Source organism: Ruegeria sp. BHSB058 (assembly GCF_059613285.1).
On sequence record NZ_JBXWSF010000032.1, the window covers coordinates 1 to 21,647 of the forward strand.

The window sequence follows — 21,647 nt, forward strand, 5'->3', positions numbered from 1 at the left end:
GTCGGGCCTGCGGGTTTCAGGCGATTGCGGCAGGGCCACGAGCAGCGCGGATTGCGCCGGGGTCAGGCGGCGCGGCTCTTTCCCGAACCAGGCCAGTGTCGCGGCGCGCACGCCTTCGAGATTGCCGCCATAGGGCGCGTGGGTCAGGTAGAGGTCGAGGATATCCTGTTTGCCCAGCTGCCGTTCCAGTGCCAGCGCCACCCGGATCTGACGCAGCTTGCCGCGCCAGCGGCCAGTCGGGCCATTTTCCAGCAGGCGCGCGACCTGCATCGTCAGGGTGGAACCACCCGACACCACCTGCCCGTTCCACAGCGCCTGTGCGGAGGCGCGGATCATCGCCAGCAGGTCAACGCCCGAATGGGTCCAGAAGCGTTTGTCCTCATACCGGATCAGCATTGCGACAAAATCCGGATCGACCGGCCTCGGCTGCAATCGCCAGAGGCCGTCCTCGACCGGATAGGCCCGCAGCAACGCGCCGTTGCGGTCCCGTACCTCGGTCGATGTCTGCGCCAGTGTCGACGGCAGAACGGTGCGGGCAATCCACCCGTCTGCCGCGTCGCGCGCAAGTGCGGACAGGAACAGTCCCGCGGCAAGACCCAGCAAGATGCGCGCCGGACTAGCCATCGACCCAGCCTTCCCACAAGCCGGGATATGCGGTAACGAAGCCCGATCCGTGGACCTCAAGCTCGGCCTCGAAGTTTGGCGAGCTGTAACGGATGCCGGTTGCGTCGATGCGGGTATAGATCTGGTTCAGCCGTTCCAGCATGCCCAGACCGGGTTTCAGCCAGGCGGCGCTGACGTGGGCGCTTTGGCCCCGGGCCAGCGACAGGCGGCGCAGGGGAAGCAGGTTGGTGGCCGGAGTAAAGCTGAGGTCGAGATCATGGCAGTTGGCGGTGTTGTCCTGCATCTCGTCATTCAGAACCCACCCCTGCGGCCCGCGATGCAGGCGCAGCGCAATGGCGCGCCCGCCGATGTGGCCCGCCACATCCGCCGACAGGCTGTACCAGTCGGGATCGCAGCGCACGTCATAACTGAGACTGGCATCAACGCCATCGTCATGCCAGAGCGCCTGACCGACCAGCATCCAGCCCTGATCCAGTTGCGACAGGGTGCAACGGTCGGTGCCCTGGATGTCGAGCCGACGCCAATGGGCCGAGGCGACGGCCGTGCGCCCGGTCATTGCACCGCGACCCGCCCGGTGCCGGTCCAGGCGCGGTTGCGGGGGCGGTACATATCCTCGACCGAAGCCGCCGGGTGGTGAAAGCTGCCCGGCGTGACCGCGCGGGCGACATAGGCCAGCGTTATGGTGACTGGGCCGAACTGATCCACCGCTGCAAGGAACCGGTCAGACCGGAATTCGGCATGGGTGGCCTCGGAAAGGCTGAGCCAGTCGAGCGCACGCACATCACCCGATCGCAAGAGGTTGGGGTTGTCGATCTCGATCCCCGCCGGGAGCGGATCGTTGATCATCAGCCGGGCGCCGCCATCCTCGAACGGGGTCACGGTCAGGACCGACACGAAACGTTCGCCCACGGCAAAGTTGCTGCGGTCAAGCGGCGCGCCTTCCATCGAGAAATACTGGCGGGTGAGGGAATACCCCGTGCCGCCCGCCTGTGGCGCGACCTCGGGCACGCCAGAGACGGTGAGGGTTATGTCGGTGCTGTGCCCGTCGGCGGCGGTGATGTTGAGCACCTCGTCCGCCGCGTCCGCCAGCACCTGCACGAAGGGGCCATCGACGGGCTCGCCATTGACCTGCAGGCCGGATCGTTCGGGCGTCTGCACCAGCGCATGGGCGGCTAGCAGGGACCAGGCGGCCTCTTGCGTCGACAGTGCGCCGGTGTCGGAACTGATCCGGGTTACCAGTGCGTCGCGGTCGATGGCGGCGCTGCCTGCCTCGGTCGCCAGCGCAAGCAGCCCGGCGGCATCACGCAGAGGTGTGCCATAATCGGCGCGCCAGAGCGTTTCGTCCTGCGCAGGGCGGTTCGCCACCATGCGCGCGGCGCGGGCAAACATGGTGTCGGCGCGGGTCTGGTCGCCATAGGCCGCCAGCGCCGCCCCCAGTTGTGCCGCCGCCAGCGGGGTCGAAAACGCCTGGCCCTTGACGTCGGCATAATAGCGCAGATCCCCCATTGCCGCCGCACCTTCGCGCGCCAGCACCATCAGGGCATAGGCGATATCCTCGCCCCCCTGATCGAAATCGGGGGCATAGCTGATGCGGTTGCGCAGGTTGTCCATCGCCTGAGCAAAGGCGCGGTCGGGAACAGCATGGCCCTGCGCGCGGGCGCGGGACAGGAAGTCGCCCACATAGGCATCAAGCCAGAAATCGCCGCTTTCGGCGCGCCAAAGGCCAAAGGAGCCGTTTCCGGCCTGCCGGGTCAGGACGCTGCGGATCGCGGCGTTGATCCTGTCGGATACCGCAGTTCGGTTTCCCAGCCCCGTGGCCTGCGCCACCGAAGACAGGTAGAGCAGCGGCAGGGCCAGGCTGGTCACCTGTTCGGTGCAGCCATAGGGATAGCGGTCGAGCGTGTCCAAAAGGCCCGGCGCGTCGAACCGCGCCAGTGGCCCGGCAGACAGGACAGCCTTGCCGGAGCCGGGGTGCAGCCCGGCAAAGACATCGGCCGAGAACAGGAAGCTGTCACCCGCGCCCAGCGCGAAGCGGCGCGTCTGGGCCACGACCGGATCGTTGGCACGTACTGGCAGGGTCAGTGATTGGGTCAGAGCGCGGCCATCGGGTGTTGTGACGGTCACGTCGATCGCCGGATCGCCCAGCGCGGTAGCGCGCACGGGGATCTCGAACACCGCATTGGCCCCTTCCTCCAACGTGAAACCGGCGGGCGTGTCTCCCAGATCCAGCGCCGCTGAGGCGGCAAGGGTCAGGCCCATATCCCCGGCGGGACCATCGGCATGGACAATCTCCAACAGCAGTCGGCTGGTGTCACCGGGAGCCAGGTATCGCGGCAGGCTGGCGGTCACGACCACGGGGTCGCGCACGGTCATCTCGGCCTCGGCCTGTCCCACCGCGCGGGCAGACCAGGCGACCGCCATCAACCGTACCGTGCCGTTGAAGGCGGGCAGAGGCAGGTCAATCACGGCCTCGCCGTTGGTGTCCACTTTCACCGGGCCGGAGAACACCGCCATCAGATCCTGCGTCGGTGGCGGTGATTGCATGCGCAGGCCCGCATCGCTGTCACCTCCAGAACGCACGGTGCCCATCGCGCCGTTCATGCCATCGATCAGACGGCCATAGACGTCGCGCAGTTCGACCCCAAGACGGCGCTGGCCGAAATAGTATCCCGTTGGATCGGGGCTGTCGAAGCCCGTGAGGTTCAGGATGCCCACATCCACAGCCGCCAGCGTCAGCCAGGCCTGTTCTCCTTCGGCAACGCCGTCAACCTTGATGCGGGCCTGTTGGGTCTGGCGCGGTTCGGCCACCGGAGGAACCTCGATCGACACCGCAAGTTCGCGCCCCGGCGCCGCGACGGCAGCATGGGCCACGCCCAGCGCACGGGCCGGGTTCTGACCGGAAGTGACATCCATCGGGCGGATCACGGTCGCGGTTACATAAGCGCCCGCGCCCCAAGCCTCGGTCACCGGCAGGGGAATGACGCTTGCGCCCTGGGGCACGTCGATGGACTGACGCGAGATCACCCGGTTCGACAGGACCGCGATCTGCGCGATACCCGCTGCGCGCGGCACAATCCGCAGTTGCGCGGTGTCGCCGGGGCGATAGCTGTCACGGTCGAGCGACATTTCCAGCCGGTCGGGCGTGGCGGTGGCATCAGCGGCCTGATACCAGCCTGCGTGGAAATCCACGGCAGCGGCGGCATAGTCGCCGTCCAGCCGTTCGATCACCAGCTCATACCGGCCCCAATCGACCGGCTGGCTGAGCGGCAGGGGATCGGTGCCCAGGTCGGCCTCGCCCGTGGCGATGCGGGTGCGGCGCGTGGTGGGTTCCCAGTTCCAGTTGCCGTAGAGCTGATACCATTGATAACGCGTCTCGACGCGGTTCAGTGTCCAGCGCACGCGCATGTTGGCAAGCGTCAGATCGGGCGACAGGGCGACGATCTGAAACGCGGCCTCGGCCCCTTCGGCCACCACGTCGTCGAACATCGGCTTGATGCCGATCACCGGGGTTTGCGGCAGAATGGGCGCAGTCAGGCGGCGTTCGACCGGTCGGCCCGAGCCGTCGGCCAGACGGGCGATCACCGTCGCCTCAAGTGGCTTGCCCGGCAAATCTACCGAAGGAATTTCGACCGCCACGGTCGCCTGACCCAGAGCATCGGTGCGCGCACCGCCGAAATGGCTGGATGGGGAAGGATTCGGAGCGTCATAGCGGCCAAAACGATAGCCTTCGTACCCAGCCACGGTTTCGGCAGCGCGCAGAACCACCTGCCCGTCGATGGTCAGGTCGGAACCCGGCGCGCCAAAAAGATATCGTGCCTCGATTTGCAGCGGCGGGCTGTCACCGGGGCGCAGGGGCGTGTTGGGCAGGGCCAAGTCGAAGTCGATGCGCTCGGGCAGGAAATCCTCGACCAGCACGGTCTGGCTGGCCAGTGCGGGGCCTTGCGGATCGGTCCTGAGTTCGATCCGCCAGGTGCCGCGCGGGGCGTCGCCCGCCACGGGCATGACAAAGACGTGGCCGCCTGCCTTGCCGCCGTCCGAGACCGCGCGGCGGTATTCGACACCGTCGGGTCGGCTGAGGATGGCGGTCAGCGGCAGTCCTTCGACCGCCTGCGCCCGATCATCGCGGGTCAGGGCGGTCAGATGAATGGTCTCGCCCGCGCGATATACGCCGCGATCGGTTGTCAGGAACACGTCGACCGGCCCGGCGGGCGGGCGCCCCTCGACCCCGCGATCGGACAGGTCGAAGGCGGGATCGGTGAGCGGCAGGAAGGAGAAATCGCTGCCACTTTCTGCGAGGATCAACGCCGGGGCTGCCGCCCCGCGCCCGCGCGTGAGACCGGGATCGAACCGGGCATAGCCGTCGGCATCGGTTGTGGCCTTTGCAATCACGGCATTGGCCTGAGAGATCAGCGAGACTTCGACGCCCGCGCGCGAAGTGGCGTCACCGAGGCTCCGGACAGCTACATGCAACCCGTCGGTGCCCGACATCGAGCCGAGGCCCAGATCGGACAGAACGAACCACTGGGTCGCGCCGGGGTCGTCATAGGGATCGGCACCCGGTACCCGCGCAGTCAGCGCATAGATGCCTGCCGGCTGCTGCGCGATTGCGGCCCCCATCGGCAGACGAGAGGTCATGTCGCGGTTGAGCTCGGATTGCACCTCGGCGGTGCCGGTCCAGACCTCCTGAGCAATCTCTGACGAAAACTGCTGATCCTGCCAGTGACTGAGCGGGCGGCCAAAGAAGCCGTCCTGTACCGCGCGCAGCAGGTTTCGGTCGCTGATCCGGCGAAGTTTCAGATCAAGCCGGTTCAGGTTGACGGTCTCGACCGGCAGCGCCGCATCGGCCGCCTTGGGCAGAACGTAGCTGCGGCCGGGAAAGCGGACCGATGGCGCGCGGTCGCGGACATAGTGTGTCAGCTCGACATCCTTGATCAGCGCCTCGCCCGAGGCGGCGGGCAGACCCTGCCGGATGACGAGGCGGTAACGCTTGCCATGCTCGACCCCATCCACGCAAAGCTGGCGGTCGTCGGCCTGTACCACGAGCTGAGGTTCGGGCAATTGCACGAATGGTTCGTAGTCGACACCGGCCTGCACCAGCGGTTCGGAAAACTCTGCGCAGATGCGTGGCTGGGCAGCATCGCTTTCAACGGTGGTATCCGTTATGCGAAAGCCGTATTTCGCCACCGCCGCTTCGAGGGCGGCCAGGATGTCAGCGCGCGGCTGCAGGTCCGAGGCCAGCCGCAGCGCCGAGACCATGTCGCGGCCCCGATCGCTGCGTTCCAGCGCGTCGCCCATCACCGACAGGGCGGTCGCCTGTGCAGCGGGGGCGTCCGCGCGCAGATAGGCATTTACCGCTGCGTTCAGTGCCCGCATGGAGTAATCGCGCTGGCGTTGCCGGTCGTCGCCCGGGATATCCAGCAACAGGCGCGCGTAGTCGGCCCACAGATCGCCCCGGTCAGTAAGCGATACCGCGATACCGGTCCAGCGCATCGCCAGTTGCGGCGTGTCGGCGGCGTGGGCCGCCGCCAGAACCGATGCCGGATCGAACCCGCCGCCGGGATGGCGCAGGCCAAGATCGCGGGCCTGGTTGCGCGCGCGCGCCAGATCCTCATCGCTCAGGAACGGCAGTTCCGCGGAGCGAACGCGGGACAGTGCGAGCGCCTCGTCGCCTGTCGCAATCTTTTGCGCCGATAGCGCGCCCTCGTAGATGTCCTGCCGCGATACGCCGGATTTCGGGAAACACGCGTTTGAACGGGTGTTGTAGGTGAAGGCGGCACATCGGCTGTTGGCGGAACAGGCCCGCACACAGGATTGCAGGTCGGTGTCGAACAGGGGGTCCAGATCCGAGCCATAAAAATCGGCGTCACGGGTGACGACAAAGCGGAAATCAGCGGTGCCGGATTGGGCATGCAGGTCGTTCGCTCCGGAAAAGATCAGCAAAATCAAGGAAATTGAGAAAAATGCAAAGCGGCGCATGGCGACCTCCTGTTTGGTCTCAAGGTGACACGGGCGGCCGTGCCTTTGCAACGCCAGAGACGCGGCCAAGACAGGTTTAAACAGTTTTTCACCTAATCACCCGATGCTGCGCCGAGACTGTCAGGGAAACCGAAGAATGAGCCTTGCCGACAAACTGGCCCGGGAACGGCGCGCGCGACTGGCGGCCGAGCGGCGGCTGGACCTCAAACAGGCGGAATTGTCTGCTGCAAACCGCAAGCTTGGCCAGCATGCGATGGCCTTGACGAAAGAGATTGGCGAGACCCGCGCCGAAGTCGCCACCGTGCGGGATGAAAATGAAAAGGTGAAATCAGATCTCACGGTGGCAAATGCCAAGATCGAAGTGGCCGAACGCCGGTTATGGCATTCGATCCAGACCATTCAGGACGGGTTCGCCTATTATGACGCCGATCACAGGATGATCGGTGCGAACACCGCCTATCTGAGTGTTTTCGATGGTCTGGACGAGGTTGCACCCGGCATATCCTATATGCGCCTGCTTGAGATCCTGACAGATGAGGGCCTGATCGATCTGGGCGAACAGTCCGCATCCGAGTGGCGCGACATGATGCGCAACCGCTGGCTGTCGGACATTCCCGAACCGATCGTGATCCAGCTCTGGAACCGGCAATATGTCAAGCTCATCGACCAACGAGGCCATGGCGGCGATATGGTCAGCCTGGCGCTCAACATCACCGCGACTGTCCGTTACGAGGCTGAGTTGCGCGCCGCCCGCGAAAAAGCCGAAGCGGCGAACCGGGCGAAATCGGCCTTTTTGGCCAATATGAGTCACGAAATCCGAACGCCGATGAACGGCATCGTCGGCATGTCGGAACTGCTGACCGATACCGTGCTGGACGAAGAACAGCAAACTTATGTCGACACCATCCGCAGTTCGGGTGAGGCATTGCTGGTCATCATCAATGACGTGCTGGATTATTCCAAGATCGAGGCTGACAGGCTGGTGCTTTACCCCGAAAGCTTTGATCTGGAACGGTGCATCCACGAGATTGCCATGCTGATGCAACCGACGGTTAGGGAAAAGGGATTGTCGCTGCTGGTGGATTACGACCTGTTCCTGCCGACGCTGTTTGTCGGCGATCCGGGCCGGGTGCGGCAGGTATTGACAAATCTGTTGGGGAACGCGGTGAAATTCACCGCCAAGGGGCATGTGCTGATCCGGGTAACCGGCGTTCCGGATGCCGAAAATGGGACATGCAGCATTCATATGGCGATCGAGGATACCGGCATCGGTATCGCCAGATCGAAAATCGACCACATCTTCGGCGAGTTCAATCAGGTCGAGGATGAGCGGAACCGCGCCTTTGAGGGCACCGGGTTGGGCCTGGCCATTTCGCAACGGCTGGTCGAGATCATGGGCGGCAGGATCTGGGTGGAAAGCGAAGAGGGGCAAGGCACCTGTTTCGGATTCCGGATCACCCTGCCGACAGCCGAAGGGCCACAGCCCGTTCCCCCCAGCCTGACGGAACGTCTGCATCATGTCATGGTGGTGGATGATCTGGCGGTCAACCGGGCGATTCTGGAAAAACAGCTTGACCGCCTGGGGGCAAGGGTGACGTCGTGCCGGTCGGGGGCCGAGGCGTTACAACGACTGGATGAGAGCGTCGATTTGATTCTCAGCGATCATCACATGCCCGATCTGGAAGGGCTGGAGATGGCGCGCCTGATGCGCGAGCGGGGATGGGATGACGTGCCGATCGTCATCGTGACCGCGAATCCCGGTGCGATCCACGGCGATGCAAACCGGCATCTGGTTCAGGGCGTCATGCAGAAACCGGTGCCGCGGGCGGAACTGTTCTCGCGTCTCGAAGCGTTGGGAGCAGTGGTCTTTGATCGGATTCCCGCGCTGGACGACCGGGAGGAAACGGCCGATACACATGAGCCGGCCATTCCCTCGGGGCAGCTCCGGACGATGCGGGTTCTGGCGGCCGAGGACAACCGGACCAACCAGCTGGTCCTGAGCAAGATGGTCAAGGATCTGGATATCGAACTGCGGTTCGCAGGCAATGGTATCGAGGCGGTGGAAGCATTTTCGGCGTTTGCGCCCGACCTGATCTTCATGGATATCTCGATGCCCAAGATGGATGGTAAACAGGCCGCCGGCGAAATCCGCCGTATCGAGGCAGACAGCGGGCGGCGCGTGCCCATCGTCGCCCTGACCGCGCATGCCATGGCCGGGGATGCCGAGGGGATATTGGCGGCAGGTCTGGATCATTATCTGACCAAGCCGCTGCAAAAGGCCCTGATCCATGAAATGATCATCGAGCATCAACCGTCGGACGCGCGCCCGGTGGTCCCGTCCAGGCCTGAATTGCCTTGTGCGCCCATCTGACCCGACATAGCTTTGAGCCATGATCGAAGACCGTGGATTCCGGCCCCGAGCCTTGGGCGAAATTGCCATCCGCTGCGCCGATATGGCGGCGATGATTGCATTCTATGAGACCGTCATCGGGCTGGAACGGGTGCGGGGGGATCGCGACAGCCCCATCGTTTTTTTCAAGATCGCCGAAGGGTTCGGCGGGCATACCAGCGTGCTGGCCCTGTTCCATCACGACACCGCGCCTCGCCCCGGCGATGCGGGCGGGCCGGTGACGGGCGGCAACTCGGCGCTGCATCACATCGCCCTGTCGCTGCCGTTTGACGAGCAGGAGGCCGTGATGCGCTGGTATGACCGGATCGGCCAGTCCTATCGGGTGGAACAGTTCGGCTGGATCGGCTGGCGCGGCATTTTCACCGCAGACCCCGAAGGCAATACGGTGGAGCTGGTGGCCTTTGATCCGTCGATGCTGGACGGTCAGGCCTGATAGGGGCGGACAAAGACCGGCTTGTCAGGTTCGGACAGATCGGGGCGATGGGCATATCCGCCGGTGTTGAAATCGGTCAGCGAGGCCGGATCGGTCAACCGGTGCTGGATCACGTATCGCGCCATCGCGCCACGCGCCTTCTTGGCGAAGAAACTGACGATCTTTGGCGCACCGCCCTTGTCCTCCATGAAGACGGGCGTCACGACGCGAAGTTTCAGCGCCTTTTGGTCGACTGCGCCGAAATATTCCTGACTGGCGCAGTTGACCAGAATTTCGGAACCGATCTGTTCAGCCTGATGGTTGAGCGCCTTGCTGAGCTGATCGCGCCAATACTCATAGAGGTTTTTGCCGCGCCGGGTTTTCAGCTTGCTGCCCATCTCGAGCCGATAGGCCTGCATCGCGTCGAGCGGACGCAGCACGCCATAAAGCCCCGACAGGATGCGCAGGTGATCCTGCGCCCATGCCATTTCGTCGGCATCCAGCGAGGTGGCCTCGAGCCCCTGATAGGTATCGCCAGCAAATGCAAGGGCTGCAGGGCGGGTCGCGTTACGATCCGGCGTATCGGCGAAGACCTGAAAGCGGTCGCGGTTCAGACGGGCCAGATCGTCGCTGAGACTCATCAGTTTCTTCAGGTCACCCAGCGTCAGGTTACGGGCACTTTTCGCCAGCCTGATCGCATCCTCCTGAAAGGCGGGTTCGGTCGCCTCGACATCCCGCTCCGCCCAGTCCAGCCGCTTGGCCGGAGAGATCACTACCAGCATATCCGCCCCCAAAATCCCTTGCCGTTCCGCCGTATCTAGCCCGCCGCCCCCAGGACGTCCAGAAAGGCCGGGCCGAAACGTTCCGCGCGGCGTTCGCCCAGCACCTGTTCCAGACCGCGCACATCGCCGGGGCGCAGTTGCGCCACCTTGGCCAGCTGTGAGGCCGAACAGGTCAGCGGCTTGTCGATCCCGTCGGGACCACGCGCCAGTTCCGATTGCACTTCGAGCAGGCGGTCATAGACGCCTGCGGTCTCGCGACCGGCCAGTTTGCGCCGCGCCGGATGCAGCGCCGCCGCCTCGCCCGAGATCACTTGGAGGAAGGTCGCGCCATAGCGCTCCAGTTTTTTCGCGCCGACACCGCCGACACGGGCCATGTCATCGAGCGACCTGGGCCGTTTTTCAGCCATTTCGATCAGGGTCCGGTCGGGGAAAATGACGTAGGCAGGCACGCGCGCGGCCTCGGCCAGTGCACGGCGTTTGGCCTTGAGCGCCGACAGAAGCGGCGCGTCCTCTTCGCTCACCATGGTCTTGACGGCGGGTCGGCGGACGGCCTTGTTGATCGTATCCTTGCGCAGGCGGATCGTCGCCTCGGCCTTGAGGATCGGTTTGGCAGCCTCGGTCATGCGCAACGCGCCGTGGCGTTCGGGATCGGGGCGGATCAGGTCGTGCCCCATCATCTGCCGGAAAATCGCCTGCCACTGGGGCCGTGACCATGCCTTGCCGACACCAAAGGTGGGCAGGTCGTCATGGCGGCGGGCGCGCACCTTGTCGGTGTCGTTGCCGGTCAGGATGTCGATCAGGTGGCCCGCGCCAAACCATTCTTCGGTGCGCAGAATGGCCGACAGGGCCATGCGCACAGGGGTGGTGCCGTCGAACACATCTGCCGGGCTGTCGCAGAGGTCGCATTTGCCGCAGGGCTCGGCCTGTTCCCCGAAATATCCCAACAGGGTCTGGCGACGGCAATCCAGCGCTTCGGCCAGCCCCAAAAGCGCGTTGAGCCGCGCGTGGTCAGCGGCGCGACGTTCGGGTGGGGCCAGCCCCTCGTCGATCTGGGACCGACGCAGGCGAATGTCGTCGGGGCCGAACAGGGTCAGGGTCTCGGCGGGCGCTCCGTCGCGACCGGCGCGCCCGATTTCCTGATAGTAGGCCTCGATGGACTTCGGCAGATCGGCATGGGCAACCCAACGGATGTCGGGCTTGTCGATGCCCATTCCGAAGGCGACGGTGGCGACGACGATCAGCCCGTCCTCGCGCGCGAAGCGGGTTTCGACAATGCGGCGATCCTCGGCCTCCATGCCGCCGTGATAGTGACAGGCGTTGTGGCCATCCTCGCGCAGGGCCTGGGCCAGCACTTCGGTCTTGTTGCGGGTGCCGCAATAGACGATGCCGGACTGACCCTTGCGGGCATCGGCAAAGTCGAGAACCTGCTTGCGCGGGCCGTCCTTGGCGGCAAAGGCCAGGTGGATGTTGGGCCGGTCGAAACCGCGAAGAAACGTGCGCGGGACCTGACCGTCGAACAGCTTTTCGACGATCTCGTCACGGGTTTCGGCGTCTGCCGTGGCGGTGAAGGCCGCGAGCGGGACGTTCAACGCGCGCCTGAGCTCTCCGATCCGCAGGTAGTCGGGGCGGAAATCGTGTCCCCATTGGCTGACACAATGGGCCTCGTCCACGGCAATCAGGGTGACGTTGATCCGACGCAGCATGCCCAACGCGGACCCGGCAGCGAGGCGTTCGGGCGCCATGTAGAGGAGTTTCAGGCGCCCGGCCTGAAGTGCCTCCCAAACAGCATCGGTTTCCTCGACCGTGTTGCCCGAGGTGAGCGCACCGGCTTCGACCCCGGCCTCCTGCAAGGCACGGACCTGGTCGCGCATGAGCGCGATTAGCGGCGAGATGACAACCGTCACCCCGTCGCGCAACAGCGCCGGAAGCTGGAAACAGAGCGACTTGCCACCGCCGGTCGGCATGATGGCCAGCACGTTTTCGCCCGCCGTCACAGCATCGACGATCTCTGCCTGTCCGGTGCGGAAGTCGTCGAATCCGAAGACATCTCGCAGCAATGGCGCGGCGTCCAGCATGTTCGGGTGGCCCTGTTCACAACTTTTGGTGTCTGCTCTTGATGGGCAGTTTCACACACTAAGATTCGGTGAACAAGTGCGCAAAAGAGGTCAGTAGAAATAGACTGCGTTGTTCACCAGAACGATCCGCAACGCATAAACGCCGATCAGCACCACCAGCGGCGCAAGGTCGATGCCGCCCATCGGTGGCAGGATGCGGCGGACGGGGCCATAGATCGGTTCGAGAATGCGGTTCAGCCCATACCAGATCTGCGCCACGAATTGCTGATGCAGGTTCAGAACCTGGAAATTGATCAGCCAGCTCATGATCACATGCGCCAGGATGAAGAACCAGACAACGTCCAGGATCAGCAGCAGGATTTGGATCAGCGACAGCATGGGCACTCCGTTTTCAGACTAGCCGAGACCTAAGCAGCCTCGACCAAAAGAGCAACCCTGCACGTGATCGTCACTGCGTCAGGCGCAGTTTCTGGATCGAGGAAGCGATGGACACAAATGCCTTTTCGATGTCCAGTCCACTCACATCATAGACGTGACTGTCGGAGCTGGCGCAGTTTTCGATAACTCTAAGACCCTCGGTTGGCGCTTCGAATGCGATGCCGTAGACGATGATGCCCTCTCGTTTCGCGATCCGGCAGATGTTCTTGGTGCGCTGATCCTTGGCGGTCGCGTTAATCCTGGAAAAAGCGGCTTCAAACCACCTGCCGGCGTAACCGTTGTTTATCGGATAGTAGTTGTACAATGCGTTCCAATAAATGGACGCACGATTGAACAATTCCTGATAGGTCAGCCGGACGGCATCACCCGGCTCGTTGTCACCGTAAGGATGGTCAGACGTGTCGGGCGTGGTTCGGAAATTGTTTTTGTCCGGCCAGTAATACTGGTGATTGTTTCCTTGTGAGAAAAACACCGAATACTGATCTTCCTCGGCGTTGTACCAAACGTCAGACAAACCCGACCTTAGCGATGGATTGAGAAGCGGCTGGTCGGTGTTTTTACCATCGGTCATGACGATTACGATCTTGATCACGTCCTTGTCGTAATCAATTGGCCGGCTGGCAAACTCTGCCGGGACGACGCCATCGGCGCTGAGGTCGCCCACGATATCGCGCATGCTGGGGTCCAAAAGTGCGACCCCCCATTTCATGCCGATTTCGATGGACGTGTTGCCCTTGGCGGTCAACTTGTCGATCTGCTCTTTCAGTTTAGTCGCGCTATTGGAAAATGCCGTAATCTCGCTCCCGTCACGGATAGGACAAACCGGGCTCGTTATCGGATCTTCGCTATCGGTAAACGGATCGAAATGCGCGGTTCTTTCAAGCCGATCGTTGCGGTGCAGGTCGGTGTCGCTGAACTGTTCCGGAATAAAATTCACACAATGGGAATAGTCGTGTTCCTGCGTAACATTGGTGAACTTGTCCAGCAACGTCTCGCCCGCATTGACCTGTGTAGCGTAGGGCACGATCGAGATCGAGGTTTCATCACTTTCGGATTTTTCCAGCAAAAGTTCGACAAACTCTTTTGCCGCGCCCTGCAACAGCGCGATCTTGGTGCTGCCATCCCGGCTGGCTTCCCCCATCGACCCCGAAATATCCAGCACCAGCGAAATCTCGACAGCGCCGATCGATTCTTCGGCGATGCTGCCCGCAACCGCACTCAGGCTGTCCACGCCGGACATATGCATGAAATGCGTGGGCACGACGGTTTCCGCGGTGGCCGTGATCTTGCGGAAGCCAAGGCCCTCGTCCACCTTGACCGCCTTAAGCCGATCTTCCAGCCCCGCCTTCTTCAGGTAGTCCCTGACAACAGCTTCGGGATCGAGTGTCTGGTCGAGGTCCGCGGCACCCAATGTCGCGCGGTCGAGAGTGGATTGCAGCAGGACCCGTTCCCGTTCGTACCGCATCAGGTCAACCCCAAGCCCGACGGTGATCAGGATGATCAGAAACAAAAACAAACCAAGGATCGTCATGGACCCGCGTTCGTTCTTGCAGAATTGCCAAGCCGCAAGGGCAATTGTTTTTGGTGATCTGCCGCAGCAGTCGCGCAACTTATTTGGGAACAACGTCATGAGGCAATCCTCACTGGGCGGATAAGGGTTGGGGCTTAAAGTGTGTGTCGGGCCTAGTACCCGACTGTGGCGGTAATTTGGCGGAACTGTCGTAAATCCCATCACTTTTTTCGTAACGCAGGGTAATTTCGGAACAATGTGAAAAACTAATGGAAACAGTTTCCAAATTAGGATCAACGATTCGCGAAGATGCGGAACGCCCGGAAAGGCTTGCCTCATCCTGTGTACTGCCCGCATAAGGAGAACAAAAGGCAGGAGGGGCAGGAATGGCAGCGGTATCCAGGCGCAGGCGCATTTGGGGGTGGTGGTTTTTCGATTGGGCCAGCCAGCCCTATCACACGTTGCTGGTCACGTTTGTGTTCGGCCCTTATTTCGCGGGCGTGGCCGCCGAGTATTTCGCGAGCACCGGGCTGGACGCGCAAAGCGCGGCGGCGCAGGCGCAAAGCGTCTGGGCAAGGTGCCTGACCATAACCGGCCTGATCATCGCATTTGGCGCACCACTGCTGGGGGCACTTGCCGACGTGTCCGGGCGGCGCATTCCGTATATCTTTGCCTTTTCGGTGATGTATGCGGCGGGATCGGCGGCGCTGTGGTACACGATGCCCGACGGGTCGAACATGTGGTTGATCCTATCGGCCTTTGGACTGGGCTTTGTGGGCGCGGAATATGCGCTGATCTTCATCAACTCCCAACTTCCCGATCTGGGAAACGAACACGAGGTGGGCGAAATCTCGGGATCGGGGTTCGCGTTCGGTTATTTCGGAGGGTTGTTGTCGCTGGCGATCATGCTGGCCCTGTTTGTCGAGCAGCCAAACGGCAAGACGCTGATCGGAATGGACCCAATGTTCGGGCTGGATGCGGGTCAGCGCGAGGGAACGCGCTTTGTCGGCCCATTCACCGCCGGGTGGTTCATTCTGTTCATGGTGCCGTATTTCCTGTGGGTCCGGGATGAGGACCGTGGCGACCGCAAGGGCAGCGTCGGTGAGGCGCTGCGTTTGCTGGGAAAATCGGTGTCGAACCTGCGCCATCGCGGCAGCCTGTCGGCATATCTGGGATCGTCGATGTTCTATCGCGATGCGCTGAACGGGCTATACAGTTTCGGCGGCGTCTATGCGCGACTGGTTCTGGAATGGGACCTGATCAGGATCGGTGTTTTCGGCATCGTCAGCGTGCTCGCCTCGGCGGTCTTTGCCTGGATCGGCGGCAAGCTGGACCGCAGGTTCGGCCCCAAACCGGTTATTCTGGTAACAATATGGGTTCTGATCCTCGTGTGCGTCACCATCGTGTCGATGGACAGAACTCAGATCTACGGCATCGCCCTGCCCGAGGGATCGGGCTTGCCGGACATGGTGTTTTTCGGCTGCGGTATCCTGATCGGGGGCATGGGGGGCATCCTGCAATCTGCCAGCCGGTCGATGATGGTGCGCCACACCGACCCGAAGGCACCTGTCGAAAGCTTTGGCCTTTACGGCCTGTCGGGCCGCGCCACCGCCTTTGCCGCGCCGCTTTTGATCGACCTAGCAACAATCGGCACGGGCAGCGCGCGTTTGGGGGTTTCCCCGATCGTGGCGTTGTTTATTCTGGGGCTGTTCCTGATGCGTTGGGTCAGACCGGAAGGGGACCAGAAACAATGATTTTTTTACGTCTTTTGACAGTTATCGGAATTTCGATTCTGGCCTGTTCGGCCAATGCCGCACCGTTAGCCAAGGAATTGTTCGGGGCAAAACAGCAGGCCTCCCGGCAGAAACCTGCCGCCTATGGCAGCTATGCCAAAGGATGCGCGGCGGGGTCGGTACAACTGCCTGAAACCGGCCCGACATGGCAGGCGATGCGGTTGTCGCGCAATCGCAACTGGGGACACCCGGAAACCATCGACTTTGTTCAGGACCTCAGCCAGTTTGCCGCCAGGCAGCGCGGCTGGGGCGGGCTGTATATCGGCGATATCAGTCAGCCGCGCGGCGGGCCGATGCTGTCGGGCCATCGCAGTCACCAGATCGGGCTGGACATTGATATCTGGATGCTGCCGGCCAACAATCTGCGCCTGACCCGGCAGGCGCGCGAGAAGATCTCGTCCATCTCGCTGCGCCGGGCGAACGGGGCTTATGTCAACAGCAACTGGACAGCCAACCATCACGCGATCATTCGCGAGGCGGCCAAGGACAAGCGAGTGGCGCGAATTTTCGTCTTTCCCGGCGCCAAGGTTCAGATGTGCAATGACGAAAAGGGTAATCGCGCCTATTTGCGCAAGATCCGCCCTTGGTGGGGCCATCATTACCATTTTCACGTCAGGCTGAACTGTCCGCGCGGGGCAAAGGGATGCGCCAATCAAAACCCGCCGCCCAAAGGGGACGGCTGTGCAGAAGCGCAACAATGGGTCAACAATATCCTGAATCCGCCACCGCCCGATCCGAACGCGCCGCCTCCAAAGAAACGCCGTGAATACGTGCTGGCTGATCTGCCGAACCAATGCGCCGCTGTCTTGCAATCGGATTGATATCCGCCCTGTGCGTCGCGGGTTCGGTTCAGGCTGTGGACATCAAGCAGTCCACATATCTGAGCAGTTTTACCTGGCGGCACAAGGCGATCTGGTTTGGAGGGTTCTCTGCCCTGGAATTGTCCGACAACGGATCCGACATGACGGTTCTGAGCGACCGAACATCCATTTTGACCGCCCGGATTCTTCGCGACGGCGATGCGATAACAGGAGTGGACATCGGGCCGCGTTTTCAGGTGCGCTCCAGCCAGAACCGGGTTCTGCCCGGGTGGGTCGGGGATTCCGAAGGGCTGGCCATCGACCGCGATGGGACGATCTATATCTCCTTTGAGGGTGTGCATCGCGTCGCGCGTTACGAAACGCTGGACGGACGTTCGAACGTTCTGCCGCGTCCCGAAGCCTTTACCAAGCTGGCGCGGAACGGTTCGTTCGAAGCGCTCGCAATCGACGCGCAGGGGCGGGTTTACACGATGCCGGAAAGCAGCCGCACCACCGATGGGTCAATCCCGGTTTACAGGTGGGATGGTAAACGGTGGTCGACACCGTTCACGCTGAGCCAGATCGGGGGGTTTCTTCCGGTCGGCGCGGATTTCGGACCGGACGGAAAGCTATACGTGCTTGAACGGGATGCATCGCTGATTGGTTTCCGTTCGCAGATACGCCGCTGGAGCATTGACGACACCGGCGTGAGTGGAGAAGAAATCCTGTTGAAAACCGGTGTCGGCACCCACGACAATCTGGAAGGCTTGTCCGTATGGCGTGACCGACTGGGCCGTCTGCGCGCCACAATGGTGTCGGACGACAATTTCCTTGGCCTGCAACGTACGGAGTTGGTGGAGTACATTCTGCCCGACTGACTTGCCTTCGCGACCGTTTTCCAATAGACGACCGCCTTGCCCGCGAAGCAGCGGGCCAAGTTGCCGCTACCTTGCCAAAACGGGTCCCGTATCATGAAACGCGCACATCTTCCCGGCATTCTTGCCATGGCCACCATTGTGGTGGCGTCGAACGTTCTGGTCCAGTTCCTGATCCTCGACGGGCTTCTGACCTGGGGCGCGTTCACCTATCCGGTCGCATTTCTGGTCACCGACGTGATGAATCGCGTCTATGGCGCGGCGGCGGCGCGGCGGGTGGTCTTTGCGGGCTTTCTGACCGGAATCGTCTGTTCGCTGATCGGTAGCCAGATCATGCTGCAGGGCGACGGATTCACCTATGCTGCCGTGCCATTGCGGATCGCCGTCGCCTCGGGCACCGCGTTTCTGATCGCGCAGCTGACGGATGTTGTGGTGTTCAACCGATTTCGCGGCGGGTATTGGTGGCGCGCGCCGTTGGTGTCGACGCTGATCGGCTCGGCGCTGGATACGGTGCTGTTTTTTACCATCGCCTTTTCCGCCTCGATCACGGTCTTTGGCGCCAACGCGGATGCAGCCATCAATTGGGCATGGGAGCCGGTTCCTTTCATGCTGAACGGCCCCGAAGCACCGCTGTGGGTAACGCTGGCTTTTGCCGACTGGCTGGTCAAGCTGGCGCTGGCGTTGATCGCGCTGGTTCCGTTCAGGGTGATCGTGGCGCGACTGACCGCACGGCCTGTGTAAAAAAACGCTTTGAGATTGGCACAACTTGTGGCACGCTTCTTTTCAACCGCAACAGATAGAAAAGGAGGTGATCCAGTGTCGAGAAAGAGATTGGAGAGAGGTGTCGGAACAACCGGGGGGATCGCCTGTTAAGGCAGCCCTTGGCGGAGCGCTCGCTCCGGCTGGTCGAATGATCTAACCGACCCGACCTCCTGAACTTTCGAAGGGCCGTCCCGCCGGGGCGGCCCTTTCTGTTTCTGCATGCGGCCTGTAAGGTCCGGCCCATGTTACGCGTCGCTGACGATATCGCCTTGCAGGACTGGGAACTGACCGAGAGCTTTATGCGCGCCTCGGGTCCCGGCGGGCAGAATGTGAACAAGGTTGCGACGGCGGTCGAGCTGCGATTCGAGGCCGAGCGTTCGCCATCCCTGCCGGGGCCGGTCAAGGCCCGCCTGAAACGGCTGGCCGGGCGGCGCTGGACCAAGGACGGGGCAATCGTGATCCAGTGCGACGAGACCCGGTCGCAGGCGCGAAATCGCGAGATTGCCCGCGAGCGCCTGGTCGAACTGATCGGGCGGGCGCTGGTTACGCCAAAGCGGCGCGTCGCAACCAAACCGACCTATGGATCGGTGAAACGCCGCCTGACCGCCAAGAAGGCACGCGGCGAGGTCAAGGCGCTGCGCGGCAAGGTGTCCGACGAATAATCTGGCATCTTTCGGGCGTGTTGGTACTCTTTCCTCAAACGACAGGAAGGGAGGCACAAGGTCATGAGGCTGGAGGGAAAAACCGCAATCGTCACCGGCGGTGCATCGGGGTTCGGAGCGGGAATCGCCGCCAAGTTCATCGCCGAAGGCGCACGGGTCATGGTGGCCGACATTCATCATGAGGCGGCCCGAACCATGGCCGAAAACCTTGGCCCCAACGCAACCGCTGTGCATGTCGATGTGGCCGATGGTGCGTCGGTGCAGGATATGGCCGATGCGGCGCTGCGCTGGTTCGGGCATCTGGATATCCTGGTCAACAACGCCGGGGTTACCCATCTGCCCGCCTTGCTGGAGGACGTCAGCGAGCAGGATTTCGACCGCGTGTTCAACGTGAACATGAAGTCGGTCTATCTGACAGCCCGTGCGCTGGTGCCTCATATGAAAACCCAGGGCTCGGGCGCCATCCTCAACGTGGCATCGACCGCAGGGCTGTCGCCGCGGCCAAAGCTGAACTGGTACAATGCTTCCAAGGGCTGGATGATCACCGCGACCAAGACCATGGCGGTGGAACTGGCCCCGTCAGGCGTGCGGGTCAACGCGATCTGCCCGGTGGCCGGGGAAACGCCTTTGCTGAAATCCTTTCTGGGCGAAGACACGCCCGAAATGCGCGCAAAGTTCCTGGCGACCATTCCGCTGGGCCGGTTTTCCACCCCCGAGGATATGGGCAATGCGGCCTGTTTTCTATGTTCGGACGAGGCTGGCATGGTCACCGGCGTCGCGATGGAGGTTGATGGCGGGCGGTGTATCTGAATGCCTGTCTCCGAACCCGGCAAACCAGAGCCCGTTATGACACCCGGCCCCCGCAACCTCATCACCGATGTTCCCGGCCTCAGGGTTGGAAACGCGCAGGATCATGTTCTGAAATCCGGTTCAACCGTACTGGTGGGAGAACGCGCCCTGACCGGGTCCTACTGCGTCATGGGAGGAGCACCCGGCACGCGAGAAACCGATCTGTTGGAAGCCGACAAAACGGTGGCGCAGATCGATGCGATCGTTCTGTCGGGCGGTTCGACCTATGGGCTGGATGCTGCATCCGGGGTGGTTGCGGGGCTGCGCGAACAGGGGCGCGGTTTTCCGCTGCTGAACCTGCGTATACCGCTGGTGCCCGCCGCGATCATATTCGATCTGCTTAACGGCGGAGAAAAGGACTGGCGCGACAATCCTTATCCGGCGCTGGGACGGCAGGCTTTGGATGATGCGCGCGCTGATTTCGAAATCGGCAGCGTCGGGGCCGGGACGGGTGCCTTGACCGGAACCCACAAGGGTGGGCTGGGATCCGCCTCGCTTGTTCTGGCTTCGGGCATGACTGTCGGCGCCTTGGTCGCGGTCAACCCGGTCGGTGCTGTCACCACACCCGGCGGCAGGCATTTCTGGGCCGCGCCGTTCGAGGTCGGGGAAGAGTTCGGCGGCCTTGGCCCCGATCCGCGTTCGGGGCTTGGGCGCCAGTTCACCAGCCTGAAGACCGCCGCGTTCGAGGACCTGGCCAACACCACGATCGGCATCGTCGCAACCGATGCCGCCCTGACCAAGGCGCAGGCCAAGCGCATCGCAACCGCCGCGCATGACGGCATCGCCCGGGCCATTGTGCCATCCCACTTGCCGAACGATGGTGACCTGATCTTTGCGGTTTCGACCAATGAGCGTCAGATCGACATGCCCGAGCGCGATATCCTTCAGATCGGCCATGCCGCCGCGCTTTGCATCTCGCGGGCAATCGCGCGGGCGGTATATCATGCGACACCTGCGGACGGCGACCTTTTGCCGTGCTGGTCATCCCCTACAGGCAGAAACTGATCACAATTGCCTGAAGGGTGCGACACAGTGCCGGTACAAATCCCCTCGCAGGTTGACTATGCCGTCTGACAGCGTTCCTTTTGGGACAGCCGAACCAAATCTGGAGATTCCGCCATGAACCGTATTCTTGCCACCGCCCTTGTTGGCCTTCTGGCCGCGCCTGCCTTTGCCGAAGGTGATGCCGCTGCTGGTGAAAAAGAATTCAAGAAGTGCAAATCCTGCCACATGATCGAAAGCCCCTCGGGCGAAGCGATCGTGAAGGGTGGCAAGACCGGCCCGAACCTCTATGGTGTTGCCGGACGCCCCGCAGGTAGCGTTGAGGGCTTCAAGTACAGCGACAGCATGGTCGCCGCGGGCGAAAAAGGCCTGGTCTGGGACGAAGCCACGTTCAGCGAGTTCAGCATGGACCCCAAAGGGTTCCTGCAGACTTACCTGGACGACACCTCGGCCAAGTCTAAGATGACCTTCAAGCTGAAGAAGGGCAATGAGGACGTTTTTGCCTATCTGCAGAGTGTCGCAACCGAATAAGACGGCATCCCGTCCATCCGAAAGGCCGCACGCCCCTGCGGCCTTTCGTGCGATTGAACGACGCGCAAATCAGCGTCACTTTGACAAGGCGGGTGATCTGTACGGTCATGCCGAACCTTGACGAGAAAACCGACACAAGAACAGAG

The 21,647-nt window shown here is 62.5% G+C and carries 17 protein-coding genes; 10 read left to right on the top strand and 7 right to left on the bottom strand.

Features of this window, described 5'->3' with window-relative positions; translation table 11 throughout:
• From AC2FNB_RS10195 to AC2FNB_RS10205, 3 genes are all read right to left on the bottom strand, one after another.
• Positions 1-624: transglycosylase domain-containing protein (locus AC2FNB_RS10195; RefSeq protein WP_496746090.1), on the bottom strand; the 624-nt coding region annotated here is incomplete at its 3' end.
• On the bottom strand, positions 617-1,180 hold the full coding sequence (locus AC2FNB_RS10200) for a putative glycolipid-binding domain-containing protein (RefSeq protein ID WP_480748814.1): 564 nt from the start codon (positions 1,178-1,180) through the stop codon (positions 617-619). The genes AC2FNB_RS10195 and AC2FNB_RS10200, both read right to left, overlap by 8 nt.
• Positions 1,177-6,600 carry an alpha-2-macroglobulin family protein gene (locus AC2FNB_RS10205; RefSeq protein WP_496746092.1) on the bottom strand — a complete coding sequence of 1,808 codons (5,424 nt, stop codon included), beginning with the start codon at positions 6,598-6,600 and terminating at the stop codon, positions 1,177-1,179. Before AC2FNB_RS10205 ends, AC2FNB_RS10200 begins: the two co-directional genes overlap by 4 nt.
• Positions 6,601-6,736: 136 nt before the next feature.
• Between AC2FNB_RS10205 and AC2FNB_RS10210 the strand changes: the two genes are divergently transcribed.
• Positions 6,737-8,971, top strand: coding sequence for a response regulator (locus AC2FNB_RS10210; RefSeq protein ID WP_496746094.1), 2,235 nt, complete (start codon positions 6,737-6,739; stop codon positions 8,969-8,971).
• Between the two features lie 19 nt (positions 8,972-8,990).
• The gene (locus AC2FNB_RS10215; RefSeq protein ID WP_496746095.1) at positions 8,991-9,443 is read left to right on the top strand and encodes a VOC family protein; all 453 of its coding nucleotides are present in this window, start codon (positions 8,991-8,993) and stop codon (positions 9,441-9,443) included.
• Here the strand turns inward: AC2FNB_RS10215 and yaaA are convergent.
• The 4 genes from yaaA to AC2FNB_RS10235 form a co-directional block, all read right to left on the bottom strand.
• Complete coding sequence (gene yaaA, locus AC2FNB_RS10220; RefSeq protein WP_496746097.1) at positions 9,434-10,204, bottom strand: peroxide stress protein YaaA; 771 nt, start codon at positions 10,202-10,204, stop codon at positions 9,434-9,436. The two genes, AC2FNB_RS10215 and yaaA, sit on opposite strands and share 10 nt — an antisense overlap.
• A gap of 35 nt (positions 10,205-10,239) precedes the next feature.
• Positions 10,240-12,279, bottom strand: coding sequence for a DNA helicase RecQ (gene recQ / locus AC2FNB_RS10225; protein ID WP_496746099.1), 2,040 nt, complete (start codon positions 12,277-12,279; stop codon positions 10,240-10,242).
• Positions 12,280-12,369: 90 nt separating this feature from the next.
• Positions 12,370-12,657, bottom strand: coding sequence for a YggT family protein (locus tag AC2FNB_RS10230; RefSeq protein ID WP_480748821.1), 288 nt, complete (start codon positions 12,655-12,657; stop codon positions 12,370-12,372).
• 70 nt (positions 12,658-12,727) lie between these two features.
• Positions 12,728-14,248 carry a pilus assembly protein TadG-related protein gene (locus tag AC2FNB_RS10235; protein ID WP_480748822.1) on the bottom strand — a complete coding sequence of 507 codons (1,521 nt, stop codon included), beginning with the start codon at positions 14,246-14,248 and terminating at the stop codon, positions 12,728-12,730.
• Positions 14,249-14,613: 365 nt separating this feature from the next.
• Between AC2FNB_RS10235 and AC2FNB_RS10240 the strand changes: the two genes are divergently transcribed.
• The 8 genes from AC2FNB_RS10240 to AC2FNB_RS10275 all read left to right on the top strand — a co-directional run bounded on the left by AC2FNB_RS10240 (position 14,614) and on the right by AC2FNB_RS10275 (position 21,501).
• Entirely contained in the window at positions 14,614-15,981 is a 1,368-nt protein-coding gene (locus tag AC2FNB_RS10240; protein WP_496746101.1) for an MFS transporter, read from the top strand.
• Positions 15,978-16,841 (top strand): penicillin-insensitive murein endopeptidase, encoded by an 864-nt coding sequence (mepA, locus tag AC2FNB_RS10245; RefSeq protein WP_496746103.1) that lies wholly within the window; start codon positions 15,978-15,980, stop codon positions 16,839-16,841. The genes AC2FNB_RS10240 and mepA overlap by 4 nt, the downstream gene beginning before the upstream one ends.
• Positions 16,814-17,698 carry an esterase-like activity of phytase family protein gene (locus AC2FNB_RS10250; protein ID WP_480748825.1) on the top strand — a complete coding sequence of 295 codons (885 nt, stop codon included), beginning with the start codon at positions 16,814-16,816 and terminating at the stop codon, positions 17,696-17,698. The genes mepA and AC2FNB_RS10250 overlap by 28 nt, the downstream gene beginning before the upstream one ends.
• A gap of 93 nt (positions 17,699-17,791) precedes the next feature.
• Positions 17,792-18,436, top strand: a complete 645-nt coding sequence (locus AC2FNB_RS10255) for a queuosine precursor transporter (protein WP_496746104.1) — start codon at positions 17,792-17,794, stop codon at positions 18,434-18,436.
• 263 nt (positions 18,437-18,699) lie between these two features.
• Positions 18,700-19,119, top strand: coding sequence for an alternative ribosome rescue aminoacyl-tRNA hydrolase ArfB (arfB, locus tag AC2FNB_RS10260; RefSeq protein ID WP_496746106.1), 420 nt, complete (start codon positions 18,700-18,702; stop codon positions 19,117-19,119).
• Between the two features lie 63 nt (positions 19,120-19,182).
• Positions 19,183-19,929, top strand: coding sequence for an SDR family oxidoreductase (locus AC2FNB_RS10265; protein ID WP_480748828.1), 747 nt, complete (start codon positions 19,183-19,185; stop codon positions 19,927-19,929).
• Positions 19,930-19,965: 36 nt separating this feature from the next.
• Entirely contained in the window at positions 19,966-20,973 is a 1,008-nt protein-coding gene (locus AC2FNB_RS10270; RefSeq protein ID WP_496746108.1) for a P1 family peptidase, read from the top strand.
• Positions 20,974-21,087: 114 nt separating this feature from the next.
• The gene (locus AC2FNB_RS10275; protein ID WP_480748830.1) at positions 21,088-21,501 is read left to right on the top strand and encodes a c-type cytochrome; all 414 of its coding nucleotides are present in this window, start codon (positions 21,088-21,090) and stop codon (positions 21,499-21,501) included.
• Positions 21,502-21,647 lie beyond the last annotated feature (146 nt).